The 15,039-nt window shown below is 34.9% G+C and carries 11 protein-coding genes and 1 tRNA gene; 5 read left to right on the top strand and 7 right to left on the bottom strand.

The annotated features are described in order from the left end of the window. The first annotated feature begins 3 nt into the window (after positions 1–3). Positions 4–903, top strand: a complete 900-nt coding sequence (locus tag ACP6PL_RS26655; protein WP_426548359.1) for a DALR anticodon-binding domain-containing protein — start codon at positions 4–6, stop codon at positions 901–903. A gap of 252 nt (positions 904–1,155) precedes the next feature. Then, positions 1,156–1,581 carry a thiol-disulfide oxidoreductase DCC family protein gene (locus tag ACP6PL_RS26650; protein ID WP_426548370.1) on the top strand — a complete coding sequence of 142 codons (426 nt, stop codon included), beginning with the start codon at positions 1,156–1,158 and terminating at the stop codon, positions 1,579–1,581. Between the two features lie 918 nt (positions 1,582–2,499). Here the strand turns inward: ACP6PL_RS26650 and ACP6PL_RS26645 are convergent. From ACP6PL_RS26645 to bchI, 4 genes are all read right to left on the bottom strand, one after another. Continuing rightward, positions 2,500–3,306, bottom strand: a complete 807-nt coding sequence (locus tag ACP6PL_RS26645) for a TPM domain-containing protein (RefSeq protein ID WP_426548358.1) — start codon at positions 3,304–3,306, stop codon at positions 2,500–2,502. Between the two features lie 957 nt (positions 3,307–4,263). Beyond that, on the bottom strand, positions 4,264–4,755 hold the full coding sequence (gene ruvC / locus ACP6PL_RS26640) for a crossover junction endodeoxyribonuclease RuvC (RefSeq protein WP_426548357.1): 492 nt from the start codon (positions 4,753–4,755) through the stop codon (positions 4,264–4,266). A gap of 124 nt (positions 4,756–4,879) precedes the next feature. Beyond that, on the bottom strand, positions 4,880–5,131 hold the full coding sequence (locus tag ACP6PL_RS26635; RefSeq protein WP_426548369.1) for a GUN4 domain-containing protein: 252 nt from the start codon (positions 5,129–5,131) through the stop codon (positions 4,880–4,882). Positions 5,132–6,608: 1,477 nt separating this feature from the next. Further along, complete coding sequence (gene bchI / locus ACP6PL_RS26630; RefSeq protein ID WP_426548356.1) at positions 6,609–7,715, bottom strand: magnesium chelatase ATPase subunit I; 1,107 nt, start codon at positions 7,713–7,715, stop codon at positions 6,609–6,611. Between the two features lie 621 nt (positions 7,716–8,336). On the opposite strand from bchI, the gene dapB reads away from it, so the two are divergent. After that, complete coding sequence (gene dapB / locus ACP6PL_RS26625) at positions 8,337–9,164, top strand: 4-hydroxy-tetrahydrodipicolinate reductase (protein WP_426548355.1); 828 nt, start codon at positions 8,337–8,339, stop codon at positions 9,162–9,164. A 155-nt stretch (positions 9,165–9,319) separates the two neighbouring features. Here the strand turns inward: dapB and ACP6PL_RS26620 are convergent, their stop codons facing one another. Continuing rightward, positions 9,320–10,522, bottom strand: coding sequence for an RNA-guided endonuclease InsQ/TnpB family protein (locus ACP6PL_RS26620; protein ID WP_426548354.1), 1,203 nt, complete (start codon positions 10,520–10,522; stop codon positions 9,320–9,322). A gap of 60 nt (positions 10,523–10,582) precedes the next feature. On the opposite strand from ACP6PL_RS26620, the gene tnpA reads away from it, so the two are divergent. Further along, positions 10,583–10,972 carry an IS200/IS605 family transposase gene (tnpA, locus tag ACP6PL_RS26615; RefSeq protein ID WP_426548353.1) on the top strand — a complete coding sequence of 130 codons (390 nt, stop codon included), beginning with the start codon at positions 10,583–10,585 and terminating at the stop codon, positions 10,970–10,972. Positions 10,973–11,573: 601 nt separating this feature from the next. Here the strand turns inward: tnpA and ACP6PL_RS26610 are convergent. Together ACP6PL_RS26610 and ACP6PL_RS26605 are read right to left on the bottom strand one after the other, a co-directional pair. Next, entirely contained in the window at positions 11,574–12,539 is a 966-nt protein-coding gene (locus ACP6PL_RS26610; protein ID WP_426548352.1) for a hypothetical protein, read from the bottom strand. A 389-nt stretch (positions 12,540–12,928) separates the two neighbouring features. Next, the gene (locus ACP6PL_RS26605) at positions 12,929–13,600 is read right to left on the bottom strand and encodes an Npun_F0813 family protein (RefSeq protein ID WP_426548351.1); all 672 of its coding nucleotides are present in this window, start codon (positions 13,598–13,600) and stop codon (positions 12,929–12,931) included. Between the two features lie 956 nt (positions 13,601–14,556). Between ACP6PL_RS26605 and ACP6PL_RS26600 the strand changes: the two genes are divergently transcribed. After that, positions 14,557–14,630, top strand: a tRNA-Arg gene (locus tag ACP6PL_RS26600). Positions 14,631–15,039: the final 409 nt, after the last annotated feature.

Genomic DNA, 15,039 nt, shown 5'->3' with positions numbered 1-15,039 from the left:
TTGATGAAATTATCATTTCAGTGTATTTTGATACATTTTTTGCGAAAAGCTGTAAGTTTATACCGGGAAAAATTGGAATGGTATTGTAGTTATGAAAAAAAATTAGAAGTTTGGGGAAAGATGGAGGTAGTTCCAATGAACCAAATTAGAGATTGTGGAGGAGTTGTATACAAGTCGGCGATCGCTCTAAAGTTAGCCCCAGTTTTGCAGCAACCAGCAATGCATATTGCCACTGAGTTAGCTAAGTATTGTAGAGAAATAGTTAATACTGAAGGAAAGAAAGATGTAGTAAATTTCCAGGTTGAAGTAATTTCATCTGGTATAATTTACTTGAAATTAAGTCATTTGAGCATAGCTAACTGGTTAAGTCATTTAATTTCTGTTCCCCTCAAGGGTGATAAGCAAAAGTTTCAGCTAGATGTTGAGCATCAATCTCGTGAAACTATAAATTTGTTTCCTATTCAATATACTCATGCTCGTTGTTGTTCCCTCTTGCGTATGGGTGAACGGGATGGTTTGATTACTCTTGCTGCGACAACTCCAGAAAACTATAGTCAATTTTGGTTTATTCACACTCCCGACTCCATACCCTGGCAAAAATCTAATGGGGAATTACAATTTTTACATCATGCTGAATATGAATTAATTGCTCAAATTGCCTCTACCCTAGATTATATATATTGTGTTTCCACCACTAAAAAATCTATAAATTGGGTCAAAGTAGCTAATTCTTTGTGTACCACTTTTCAAACTTTTTACCGTGAGTGTCGTATATGGGGCGAGGTAAAAGTAATAACACCGAAATTAGCAAAAGCTAGATTAGGTTTAGTTTTGGTAACTCAGTCTCTGCTGAGATTTTTATTAGAAGAAAGGTTAGGTAGGAAAGCACTTCTAGAACTTTAGTTCATTTCAGTTAGCCTCCTGCGGAGGAACTCCATTAACAATTAACACTACTTTCTGGAATAGGGAGACTATTAACCTTATTTTCTACTCAACTATTTGAGTACATTTCTATGGAACAGTTTTAGAGCTTTATTTTTGGTAACTCAATCTGTACTAAGATTTTTATCATAAGAAAAGTTTTGCTGGAAGGTGCCTCTATAAGTTTGACTTGATGTTATAATTATAATAATATTGAAAATAAAACTAAGACGTTTGAGTTATATTGTAATTTACGACGGGAACTGCAATCTATGTGTAACCTTGGTGCAGGTATTAGAGAATATAGACCAGGGTCAACTATTTGAGTACATTCCTATGCAAGATTTAGAAGCATTAAATCAATTTGGTATTACTGCCGAAGATTGTGAAATGGGAATGATTTTAATTAATACTAATGCACCAGAATTTCGGTGGCAAGGTAGTGATGCAGCAGAAGAAATAGGGCGATTATTACCTGGGGGAGATGTTTTTGTAGCAGCATATCGTGCTTTACCTGGGGCGAAATGGATGGGCGATCGCTTTTATGAGCAAATTAGAGATAATCGTTATACTATTTTTGGTAAACGTTCTACTACTTATCATTCACCCTATCCAGTTGGTTGTAAAGCTTCTTTATCTGAAGAAAAAGGTTCGACTTAATCTTAAATATTGAGGTTGAATTTGGGTAATAAATCTCGACTATTTTGACAAAAAAATAGTTAATTAAGAAATTAGGATTTTTGCCCAATTTCAATCTTAGTAACTTTATGGGAACTTAAATGTAATCTCTCATAAAATCCTCCTTCTTTTCATCTTCAATCCACTTCTCAAAATCTTTAATTTTTTGTTCTACATATTGTTTGTGTTCCAGAAGTTCTATTTTATTAAAAATTGGCAGCAGTGATGTAAGATATTCTGCATAGCTTTCATGCTTTGGTTCAAAACTCTCAGATCAACTCCAAAGAAAAGGTTCTAGGGGAAGTTTCTGACAAATCATCAAAATTTCGATTGTACTGACAAAATAAATTAATAAATTAATAACGTCTTTCGTAGAGAAATGTTGTAACCGCACTAAACAATAATTGTATCAAATCAATATCTTAGTATCTACTTTCAATCATAGTTCATGCTTTCTAGCGATACTTTAGCAAATTTCAAGCCCAAACAAAGCCGAAACACCCTTTATGATTGGTAAATACGTTAGTGTTTTCATCAACTTAAAAGTAGCGATCGCCTCTCTCTATTTTAGCAGTTAAAATTTTCCTCTCTATTGCCAAAAAAACTAGGAATAATTGAATCAATCAAACATTCCTAGTTCTTAATTTTTATTCAGTTTAGATATAGTTAGGAAAGAATTTGTTATAGCACTTTGACAAAATAATGCTACAAAAAGCTACCTCTCAACCAGATATTCTTAAAAATAGGTTATCCAACAGATTTAAGATAGCTATCTCTATCTCTATCTCTATCTCTATCTCTATCTTAAATCCCCTTTTTTTCAAAATTTATTCTTTCTCTCCTAAATAACTGAAACATTTCCCCTTCTTCCTTCTTTCTTCTTACTTCTTCCTTTTAGTATTACGTTTCGGAAGGAGAAGATTGATTGAGCAATGGAGTCAGATAAGCAACCAAAGCACCAATAAGAAAACCTGCAATATTACGAGTCAATGGTAACCAATCTGAAGTTCTTGATACTACCGGACCGATTCCAAAAGCAATAAATAAAATTCCCCATAATGGAGAAAATATTAACGCCCACTGCCAAGAAAAGGCTTGATCTGGCTTACGAGGTTGAGCAGCAAAGCCACAAATTACCCCACCAATAACTGATGTAACTAAAGTTAAAATCCACTGCTCCCGTGGTAAACCTGGTACAACGTTACAACCACCTTGACGTAAACAAGTTTTGATTGATTCTAATGATTGAATAATTGATTGGTCTTCACCTTGGTCTCGCACAAAAAATTGATTACCGTAGCGAGTTTGCAACTCTACCCAGAATGTTCGGGGAAGGAACTGATAAAGAGCGCGACCTACATTAAAGTTAAGGATATTACCACCACGAGCGTCAGCCACTAACAATACACTTTTATTGTCAAGTTGCCAAAAATCTTTAACTGCTCTACCAGGAGTACGATCAAATTGAGTTAAAACTCTAAGTTTCCAGCCAGTTTCTGTTTCAAATTGCTCTAAGTCTTTGGCTAGTAAGTTTTCTTGAATATCTGTTAAAGCTTTGGCTAGGTCAATAATTGGTGTTTGCTCTTTAGGAAGTAAATCTGGATTATCGTAGGCTTGAGCAATTTTTGGAGTTAGAGCAAAAGTGGATAATGCTAAGAAGATTGCTGTAATCGATACAAAAAGTTTTTTTGAAAAAATTTTTAACATTGTATGTTTAGTTTAAATCCAAAAAGTGGACTTTAAATGATTTTATTAACAAAGAAAGCAAAGAAATCTAATATTTCTTTACAATTATTTACTTTAACTCACAATTAAATAAAGTGTGAAGTTAATCTTAATCTCTTTGAGACTTTTGACTTGGCTATATTGTCTTTTGTTAATACAAAACAGCCATTAATGATGTATTGAGGATAACAATTATCTATTTTTTCTGGCCAAAGAAGCTAAAGTTTGGTATGTAGTGGGACTATTTGGTAGTGCGTTAAGGAAGTGTGGGAAGGGTGGGAAGTAGGAAGAATAATTGTACCTGTATCTTTATTGTGCAAGTCTGCCTTTCGTCCTAACTTTTTGGTCTTAAAAGCTGAAAAATTTGCACTTTTTTCCCGACAAAAATCCTCAAAACTCACATTATTTAGTGCTTTTAGATGATTATTGACCAGCCTGACTTATTTATCCCACACTTTACTGATGCACAATCGAGTATTTTTCTCCTGTGGGTGAGGAGAAGACATTAAGTAGAATTTGCTGAAAAAGTATGAGTGGTAAGGGTAATATTCAGGAACCAGGAGTCAGGAATAATAGCAATTACAGAAGAGGTAGCGGGAATAATCTCAGATTATTCCGCCCTTACCTGGTCAAAATATAAGTATTTAGGAGTGAAAAATTTGCACTTCTTTGGCAAAAAAAGTCTTTAGACTTTATCTGTTATCTGTAAAGATTTTTAAAGTTAATCAGCAAGCCTGAAGTAGACGGACGAGTATAATTTAATGGTATAAATCTTAGTTAATATTTATTAATGTCTCAATTACCTAAAATGTAATATTTTTGTTTATCTAAGTTTAAAAATAAAAATTCCCTATCAACAATATATATGGGAGGCAAAAACTATAGCGCTACAGTATATGTAGATTTTAATGACTGAAAAATCCATAAGCACCTTAATGCCTAATTTAACCAACTTGCTGCTAGAGCAACCGCTAAAGCATCAGCAGCGTCATCCGGTTTAGGAATTTCATCCAAATTTAATTCTCTAGCCACTGCTTGTTGGACATCAGATTTATCTGCGTTCCCATAACCTGTTATTGCTTGCTTAATTTGTGCGGGTGTAAACTCAATTAGCGGAATTCCATGTTGTGCTAATACTAATATTAAAATTCCTCTAGCTTGAGCAACTAAAATTGTATTACCCATGCGATAAAAAAACAACTTTTCTGTAGCTGCTAAGTCGGGTTTAAAGTTATTTAGTATAGTGTGTAAATCTTCATATATTGTGATGAGGCGTTTCCCCATTTCTTGTTTTTTTGTAGTTTTAATTACCCCAAAATCTACCATAGAAGTAGAATCTATTTTCTCTGTTTTTGAATTATAAATACACTTAATAACTCCAAACCCTAATACTGCTAAACCCGGGTCTAATCCGAGAATTAATTTTTCCATTTTTAGACTTTTTATGCTTATAGTAAATCTGATTGTAGGGAACACGGAACAGGATAAAATTATAAATATCTTATTAAATGTTACATTTTGCGAGTTTTTCTGTCAGATAAGAAACGCCAAAACTCTAAACATTAGAAGTAACTCTAAAAGGAAGATGTTTTTGAAGAGCTGAAATTTTATATGTAATATTTTTATATCTTTTATATTTATTGCCCCACCCCACTTGCTTGATAAAAATGTTAGCTATCGCTAAGTTATGAATTACTGGTTTACCTTCTAATTCTATCCAAATTTGTTTTTGAATCCTCAATCCAAATTTGCCGTTACTATAGTTAATCCACAATTGATTAATTTTATCTAAGTCTTTGCAGGGGATCTTTTAGATATATTCTAAATTAAGCCAATACTGTTTTTCTCGCTTTAACAGTGAAAGTATTATTCTTAGTGTTTCTTGGTATGGTTTTTGAACTTTATCCGATGACAATATAATATCATGTCCGGATGATTAGCTATACATAAAATATTTGGTTTGGAGACGATATATTTTAATTTCTCACCTACTCCCCTACTTCCTTAGTATCTTAATTATAAATATTCAACCAGACATGGTATAAGTTATTGATTAGAGGAGGAAGTAAAAGTAATTGAGAAATTGAGAGAGAATAAAACGTTACTGCCAAACTACCCTCCCTTAATCCTCGCACTAATTATTCATGGTTTTGTTGCTAATAGTTGATTGCTAAAAGCTGTTTGGGCAGCATTCCGCAGGAAATGCTTACACAAAATTTTTGTTATTTCTTTAGCGTTTGGTTGATTAATCTGCTGTTTATTTATTCTGATTTTGATAAATTATCAAATATACAATTAATTTTGCTTACCTCGTTATAAACATAAAATTACACTTTTTGTAACTGAGACTAAATTTACCTTCCTAGAATAATATTTTAACTTAAGTATGTAGAGTTTTTGATATTGATGAATTACATTGAAGTAACCCTGAATCTTAAGTAGTTATGGAAAATTAATTACCCAATTATTAATTATTAATTATTAATAATTAAATAATTCTGGTTTAAAGCCTCCCCTTTTAAGGGGAAAAAGCGGTCGTTTGCGGAGCAGTCCGTTAGGATGGGATGGCGAGGTTTCCCGCTCTTACAGAGCCGCTCCGAATTGCGCCATATCTAATCGACCAAGAGAAAAGTGCTAGGATATTTCCTTATCTTCAATCAAGAACGGTTTTAACCAGACGTAATTATCAATTATCCATTATCAATTATCAATTAATGAAACATCCTCTAGGTGCTGAACAGTCTATTTTGTAAAAATCACAGGGAAGAAAATTAGGTAATTAGGGTTGGCTGAATAAATCTCAAAGCATTTACAGATAAAGGTTTGATCATTTTCAAGTCCGGAAAAAGTAGGAGATTTTCAGCCAGGGTAAGCTCAAAAAGTTAGTATTTGGGTAAGAGTTAGGGAGGTTGGAGCAAAGGATAATTTTTCTGAGTAACTCCTGTATAACTCCCTGTCTGTGTTGAGTTTTCACTACTCCCTACTCCCTACTCCCTCCCTTCACCATCAGACTTTTGAGCGCAACCCCTAATTAATTTTGCCTAGGGACTTAAGTTAACTCTAGATAAAGAAAAAAGCTGAAGGCTGACTGCTAATTGCTGTATTAGAAGATTTAATATTTTTAATTATTTGAAAAATTACTGATATTTTAATCAAATGAGGAGAAGGATTGATACAAGTTTTTCATAATTATTACATAGTCAATTTTTTATGAAAAACCTGCTTTTATTAATCTACTTCTCCTTGAAAAATCAAACTACAATTAACGAAGATTAATTCTTGAATTATTCTTCTACTTCTGCCAATCCAAATACCCGATTAAATACTTTTTTCACCTTATCACCTGAGTCAATACTTTCCAAAGGATCTTTTCGTAGTCGATGTCGTAAACACATTGTAATAACGCGACCAATATCTTCAACAGTCACTTCCTTATTACCTTCAAAAGCAGCTAAAGCTTTTGCTGCACGATTAGTGACAATATCTCCCCGTAAACCATCTACATCTAACTCAGAACAAACTTGAGAAATTTTCACTCGTAAATCATGGTCAACTTCCACTAATTTTAGATTTTGTTGAGCATCTACAAGTTTATTTTGTAATTCTTCTTGTTGTAATTTGTACTTTTCTAAAAATTCTTGAGGATTTTGGTCAAAAGCTGAACGTTGTTCAACAATTTCAACTCGTAATAAAGGATCTTTTACAGTTCTAATTTCGGCGTGCATACCAAATCTGTCCAGTAACTGAGGTCGTAATTCCCCTTCCTCTGGGTTTCCCGAACCTACAAGGACAAAACGAGCAGGATGGCGTATAGAAATACCTTCTCTTTCTACAGTATTCCAGCCACTTGCTGCTGAGTCGAGCAAGACATCAACTAAGTGGTCATCTAAAAGATTCACCTCATCTACATATAAAAGGCCACGGTTTGCCTTTGCTAGTAGTCCTGGTTCAAAGGCTTTGACCCCTTCAGATAAAGCTTTTTCAATATCAATAGTGCCACATACCCGATCCTCTGTAGCCCCCAGTGGCAAGTCCACCATCTGGACTTTTCTTTTGACAATAGGAATTTGCTGCTGCTGTGCCAATCTATCTCGCACAGAATCACTCATCAAATCTGGGTCATCAGGATGGCTGTTAAAAGGATCATCAACAACAATTTCAATTTCTGGGAGCAGATCGGTTAAGGCGCGGATAGTAGTCGATTTACCTGTTCCCCGATCGCCCATGATCATTACACCCCCTATTTTGGGGTCAATTACATTTAATAGTAAGGCCAGTTTCATTTCTTCCTGGCCGACAATCGAAGTGAAAGGAAAAACAGCCCGACCTTTTTGAACGGCTGGTTTAACAGATGTATTTACCGTATTATTGGCTTGAACGGTTGGACTCACGGTAGACTCTAAATTCTAATTACTAATTTTTATTGTGGCACATTGACGGACAATTATACTTCTCTTGCCTTACTTGATCTATTTAGATTTGTTGGTCTTACTTAATCTGATTTGAGTAGGAAATCAAAAAATGATCTAAAATGCCAATATTCTCCTTGAGTTTTGATAGAAATTGTTAAGAACCCCAGGACTAAAGTCCAAAGTATAGGACTCTCTTTCAGCTTTCGCTTGCTTTTGCTTGTCGCCTAAATGAAACGTTCAAAGAAAATCAGGCCAAAATCTGACCAGTTGAAGACTTAGACCTCCTAAGTCTTTGGCAACAGTTAAAGTTCCTAACTTGGGGCACATTGCTTATATTAAAAGCTCTGCAACATTTATCCTAGAAATGGGCATCCATCGGAGAAATACATCGCCTGGTAAAGGAATTGGGGGGTTAAATTTACCCGTTGTTTTTTATCCTGTTGACTTTTGCTCCAGGTTTCTAAACTACCAAGGTTTCTTAAATGACCAATAAATAAGGTCAATACCCTCCCATTTCAAGGGGATAAAAAAGAAAATTTATGATTTTCGTAGCCTCCAGCTTCAGCCAGAGGTACTGATAACTGATAACTGATAACTCAAATGACAAGCCAAAATTCTACTCCAGTAATTGTCAGTGGTGCAGCAGGTAAAATGGGTCGTGAAGTAATAAAAGCTGTAGCAAATGCTAGTGACATGAATCTTTTGGGTGCAATAGAGCTACAACCACAGTATATTGGTCAAGATATTGGCGATATAGCTGGTTGTGGTCCCCTAGAAGTGCCTATTCTTAATGATTTACAGGGAATGTTAGTCATGGCAGCCCAAGAGAAACAACCAGCAGTAATGGTTGATTTTACTCACCCAGATAGTGTTTATGAAAATGTTCGTTCTGCTATTGCCTATGGTGTAAGACCTGTGGTAGGAACCACAGGTCTTAGTCAAGAGCAAATTCAGGATTTGGCCGAATTTGCTGAAAAAGCCAGTATTGGTGCATTAATAATTCCTAATTTCTCTATTGGTATGGTTTTGCTCCAACAAGCAGCGATCGCTGCTTCCCAACATTTCGATCATGTAGAGATTATTGAATTGCACCACAATCAAAAAGCTGATGCTCCTAGTGGTACTGCAATTAAAACTGCAGAAATGTTATCAGAATTAGGCAAAACCTACAATATACCCAATGTAGAAGAAACAGAGAAAATTGAAGGGGCGAGAGGTTGTTTAGCAGATGAAGGAATTCGTATTCATAGTGTACGTTTACCAGGGTTAATAGCTCATCAAGAAGTAATATTTGGTGGGTCTGGTCAAATTTACACTTTACGACACGATACAACAGATAGATCTTGCTATATGCCTGGAGTCTTGTTAGCTATTCGCAAAGTCCAATCTTTAACTAAACTCATCTATGGTTTAGAGAAGATACTTTAGATTTGATGAAAAATTTGATCTGAAGCCTCCTCTTTTGGAGGCAAGATAAATTTATTCTCACCAGATAAAAATTTATCTTAAAATATATTTCCAAAGTTATTTCATGGAAAGTATAAGATTTTGACATCCTCCCCGGCCTAAAGGCGCGGGGATTCCTACCGAGCCTTAGCCCCTCGCCGGGTTGACACATCACAGGCTGCTGCTACTTTGGCAGTAGTCTTATGCTTGCCTCCATGTCCGTTTTTTGTCTCCGAGTGCCCCCCGGCGACTAATATATTTATCGCTGCGTTATGGTCTCTATCGTGTGTGGTTTCACAGTTTAAACAATGCCACTCACGAATTGACAAATCTAATTTGCCACCACGGAAACCACAACATGAACATACTTGAGATGTTGGTTGCCATCTATCAATAACTCTGAAATCACGACTGTATTTTTCAGCTTTTCCTTCTAAAAGTATTCGGAATTTTCTCCAACCTAAATCAGAAATAGCCCTAGATAATTTACGGTTTTTAACCATTCCAGATACATTCAAATCTTCTAAAACTATGACTTGGTTTTCGTTAATAATTTTAGTAGATAATTTATGCAGAAAATCTGTTCTTGTATCTTTGAGTTTGGCATGAAATTTAGCTATTCTCAGTCTAGCTTTTTCATAACGATTTGTATTTCTAGTTTTCTTAGATAATGACTTACTTAGTTTTCGATACTTCTTTATTCGTTTCTTTAGTGGTTTTGGCGCATCAATTTTTTGACCATTACTCAAAGTAGCAAAAGTTTTAATTCCTAAATCTATACCTACTGAATTATCTTTTTTAGGCAATACTTCTGGTAAAATTTCTACTACAAAACTCAGAAAATATCTGTTGGCTGAATCTTTGATTACTGTTACTGATGATGGAACATTTGCTAGTTTTCTTGACCAAACAATTTTCAGTTTTCCTATTTTGGCTAAATACAGCTTATGTTGAGCAACTTTAAATCCACCTTTTGTAAACCTAGCTGTTTGCTTTGACTTTCTACTCTTAAATTTAGGAGGTCTTATAGGTTTACCTTTTCTGTGGCCTTTAGTTGATTTAAAAAAGTTTTGATAAGCCTGGTTTAAATCATTTAAAGATTGCTGTAATGGTATAGCAGAAACCTCTGATAACCATTCTCTATCTTCAGTTTTTTTAGCTTGAGTAATGAACTGTTTTTGTAGCTCAGAATTAGTCGGTTTTTTCTCTCTTTGAGCGTACTTTTCTTGACAGCAAGCTAGGCTATCATTCCAGACTACGCGAACACAACCAAATAATTGTGCTAATTTGGTCTGCTGATACTTAGTTGGGTATATTCTATACTTGTATCTAGCTTTCATCTTGAATTTACTTTTGGTCTGTATGTTATAACTATAGCAGAGTTGGATTTGGTATGCAATATGTTAAGGAAAGAAAGACATAGCGTCTCAGACTTAAAAGCACATTTGGTATGTGTGACTAAATATAGGAAAAGGGTATTTACAGCAGAAGGATTAGAATTAATCAAAAATTCTTTTGAGACTGTAGCTGAGAAGATGAACTTCAAGATACTAGAGTTTAATGGGGAAGCCGATCATGTCCATACAGCTATTGAATACCCACCCAAATTGTCCATATCTCAAATAGTCAATCATCTTAAAGGTGTTTCCAGTAGATTATATGGGGCAGCAGGATATAAAAAACCCCACAAAACTTCCCTTTGGAGTCCTTCATATTTTGTGGCTTCAGTTGGAGGCGCACCACTTGAAACTCTTAAAAAATACATTCAAAATCAAAAGTCCCCCTTTTAGGGGGAGGCTTTAAACCCATTTTTCTGGTAAATATTCTCTAACGACAAAGAATTAGCCTTGCTCTTTCAGAGTGACTTTTGCTTTGATTCTGTACCAGAAAATATCCTACAATCCTCTCTAATTGCTATGGGGCAGATCTCTGACAAAAAAGTTGGTTTATCTTTATGTCCCCAAGCGAAAAGCTTTTCATGTCAAGTTTCACGCTGAGGACCGTTTAATCTCGGCGACAGCTAAAAAGCTATATGGAAGCCATATTTAGAGTTTGTTGAATAAGTCTTATGGACGAGGGTAGTAGTCATAAGTCAGGAGCCAGGAGTTAGAATAAATTAGAATTGCAGAGGATTTGGTTGGATATATTTGTTCCTCGATTTTTTTACCTTTGTCTGCCCAAAATCCTCAATTTTTCAGCTTTTTGCTTGAAACAAGCTGGCACTTTTTTCCCATGGGCAGAGGCTAAAGCCTTTATGTGTAAATTCTTTGATATTTAATCAACAAGCCCTAAATAGATGGGTAGGAAACCTTTAGATTAATCCATTAGTTACAATCCATCAAAAATATAAGTCTCTGTATAAGTATCCATACTTTTAGACTAGAGAGGATATTAAGAAGAACTACTTCGTCTACTACGTCTACTCTGACGAGAACGTGTTGAGATATCGTATTCTAGAACTGCACCTATTCCAAACAGAATCGCAGTAAACACAAAGAATACTTCTAACAAACCTCCACTTTCATAATCTCCTTCAACATAAGAATCTGCCCACTTAAAATACATATCAGCAATGTATAGTGAAAATGTAGCAGCAGCAATCATGCGCCAGGATTGAGAAAAACGCCCACCCCAAAAAGCAAGAAGTAAAGCTGTAGCAATAATTAGTAAAAATACATCAGCAATAATATAAAATAAATTCACATAATAGGCAAAAGGTTCTAACTTCTCGTCTATAGCAATAACCCAAGATGGAGCCAAATTAGCCGAGACCTCTTCTATTTCTTCTATATCTACTTCTGCCAAAGCTGTAGTATCTGGGCTCGACAATAGGCCAAAAATTGAAGGGTCAGCCACCCAAATAGCCAAAGCAATTCCTGCCACTGCTACTCCGGCCAAAACTCCCCACTGCCAAAATTCTAGATTTAGTCGCTTGGAAGTTACAGCTAAAGTCATGCCCCAACCTAAGAATATGTAGGAAACAACATAGAAAATATCTGCCATTGACACATCAGGATCTAGTTCCCAGAGTAGTTCCCAGCAACCAAACACAACACCACCAATAAAGTAAAATAACAATCCTAAACCAATACCCATCCAAACATTACGACCACTAACCATTTGAGGACTTTGCCAGTTTCTTAAGCAAACTATAGAGGCTAATAGGTAAGCTCCTAGTTCAAATATATAAGTGCCAACAGAGTACCACTCTGGTAATTCTTCCCCTGGCAGAGGTACACTAAATAGTAGGAAAAATAATAGGGCTACTACACCCCAGACAAGACCTGTAATTACAATAGTCTGGGCTGAAAATAAGGACTTAATAAGGGTAGATGATTTTTCTGAAGTGCTGCTCATAGGAATATTCTCATCAAGCGTTACTTTTAATAAACATTTTATGCCCATCGCTAAACACTTTTAGTTCTTTTTTCAGATTTATCAATAGTATTTTCAGAATATAAAAATAGATTGATAAAGTTTAAAAAATAGTGTTAGCTTCAGGGTTTTATTGGCCAGGATAATGATAATTTTTTATTGATATTATTAATTAATATCAATTTCGAGTAATACTATCTCTATGTAATCAAAATCAACATTGATTTACTATGCTTTTTAAATGCTGTTTAAACATATTAAATACAATTTTAGATAGAACTTATTTTCTAACAATGTTTGATTTTAGATAAACTAAGAGCAATCTTTTGCTTTAATCGAGAAGTAATGCTGCTATTGGCAAGCTCTTGAAATTACTTGATTGCCCATTTTTTACCTTCAGGAAATTGATTCAGCCAAGCCATAAACTGAGTTCTCTCTGAATTAGGCATAGGTTCTATTATTTCGTCAATACCTTCAGCAAAATTGGAATTACCAAAATATTCTTCTCCTAAACGATGAACTTCTTGTAATAAAGTATAAAGGTGAACTTCTCGCCAGGAAGGTAGTTGTAATTTTTTTACAGGATCGACAGTTAATAAATCATTAATTGCATCGGCGGAATCTGTATTAGGAAAGTTTCTTTGCTTAAGAACTTTACTAAAATCCTTATAAAATGACTTGGCCTGTCTATTACCTAATAAATCCTCTACATCAAAGTAAACTGCTTGTACCAGCAACAAACAACCCTGAATACAAGCAGCAGGAACAACTTCCTCCTCTTTTAAGTCGTCATTGTTAAGTTGCTCCAAGCGAATTTTACCCCAAACACTATATCGCTCAGGCTCCTCTAGTAAAACACAAGCTTTACCATGATTATCTGTTAAATCCCGCCAGAAAGACCTAGCTTCTTCTGCTTGTTCTGCCTTAAAGACATTGATTAAGCGAAAAGTTTGTCCTTGATAATTAAGAATAGGGATTTGTTGATCCCGCTTTGGGTGTGGAATACTTGTAATTTCAACATCTTGCCTTTTCAGAATAAACATGACACTTTAATTAGACTCCCATAATCACCTGGGGTACTTTTGGTGTAATTGTAATCCCTCTAGCATAGATTTATTTTAAATATTAGGATGATTTTCAATAAAACTATAGGCATTTTGGGAAACACATTTTAAAGCTAGATAGATTTAGTCTGTCTGAACTGCTGACTAAATTTCATAGTAGAGTATAAATGCTTTTTGAAACTTGTCCCTTGCTCATATCTAGTAATTTTTAGTTTATAGATTCACTATTACCAAATATAATTACTCTGATATACTCCCACACTAAACTGACGGGCGTTGCTGATTTTAGGTATGAAATTGCTAATAATGTAAGTTTTGAGTCCAAAATTAAGAGTGCTAATCACAAATCACACTTTTTTCCTAACTAAGGATAGGAAAAAACTCCTTTCTACCTCCTGACTCTTTTCATATCATACATTTATTCACCAACGCTAGTTGAAACTATATTGTAATGTGGGCTTATCATTTCCAAGTCCCAATATCTGGTCAGACAAAGAGATGATTTAAGAACGGAATGCCCTACCGCCCTTTTTATCTTTGCTGCTGTTAGTTAACAACTATTTGCCCCACGGTACTTCCTTGATTAAAATTCCTTGTATTTTCTACCTTTTCACAGAATTCTAATACCTTATTTTAGGTGACACAACAACAAATTATGTTAAAATTATTATGTTTTGGGTATAGGATTAAGTCTGGTAGTATTAGATTTAGAGTGTAACCTCTAAATATATGGCCAAGAAAATTTGATATCAAGCCCAGTGTGATAATTATCAAAATTTGGGTATTTTTACAATTTTTCTATTTTTTCGTCATTGTAATATTAGTCCAGAGATAATTGTACTTAATTAATCTAATCTAAATTATGGAGTTGCCTATTTAGAGATTACCTAAGTATAATAATTAAGAGATACTATATCATTCCATCCCTAATAATTGGGTGCGTAACTCAGTTGGATAGAGTAGCGACCTTCTAAGTCGCGAGTCGCAGGTTCGAATCCTGCCGCACCCGTAGATAAGAGCATAAAAAAATGTGGATTAGTCATATATCCTAAGGCCACATATAAACTATATAGTTTTATCCTTGATTAACATCTTCTCTGGCCTACAAGTTCTGATATTACTACCAAGTCGTCCCTTGTCAGTGATTTGATGTTTGCTCGGATGATACTTTCCAGTACTAAACTCTTATACCAATTTGATAAATGTTTGCTACGAATATCTAGTGCAGAATGGCGGAAATAACTGACCAGTGACATGCATCCTAAAAGTCTTACTAATCAATACTTCTGACTTCCCCTCCCAGGAGGGGTTAGGGGTGGGTTGACTTCTGAGTTCTGACTTCCGCGTAGCGGCACTAGGGGATTTCTTAGGACCCAGGAGCAATAACGAATAACTTCAATACTATTTCTCAGTTCATA

The sequence above is a fragment of the Dapis purpurea BLCC-M126 genome (genome assembly GCF_050015975.1).
GTDB lineage: Bacteria > Cyanobacteriota > Cyanobacteriia > Cyanobacteriales > Microcoleaceae > Trichodesmium.
This window is presented reverse-complemented; position numbering and strand designations above follow the sequence as displayed.

Excerpts from the sequence above, each read along its gene's own strand:
- dapB (WP_426548355.1), top strand. The coding sequence starts at position 8,337 with ATGACAAGCCAAAATTCTACTCCAGTAATTGTCAGTGGTGCAGCAGGT.
- ruvC (WP_426548357.1), bottom strand. The coding sequence starts at position 4,755 with ATGGAAAAATTAATTCTCGGATTAGACCCGGGTTTAGCAGTATTAGGG.
- ACP6PL_RS26620 (WP_426548354.1), bottom strand. The coding sequence starts at position 10,522 with ATGAAAGCTAGATACAAGTATAGAATATACCCAACTAAGTATCAGCAG.
- ACP6PL_RS26605 (WP_426548351.1), bottom strand. The coding sequence starts at position 13,600 with ATGTTTATTCTGAAAAGGCAAGATGTTGAAATTACAAGTATTCCACAC.
- ACP6PL_RS26655 (WP_426548359.1), top strand. The coding sequence starts at position 4 with ATGAAATTATCATTTCAGTGTATTTTGATACATTTTTTGCGAAAAGCT.
- ACP6PL_RS26610 (WP_426548352.1), bottom strand. The coding sequence starts at position 12,539 with ATGAGCAGCACTTCAGAAAAATCATCTACCCTTATTAAGTCCTTATTT.
- ACP6PL_RS26645 (WP_426548358.1), bottom strand. The coding sequence starts at position 3,306 with ATGTTAAAAATTTTTTCAAAAAAACTTTTTGTATCGATTACAGCAATC.
- tnpA (WP_426548353.1), top strand. The coding sequence starts at position 10,583 with ATGTTAAGGAAAGAAAGACATAGCGTCTCAGACTTAAAAGCACATTTG.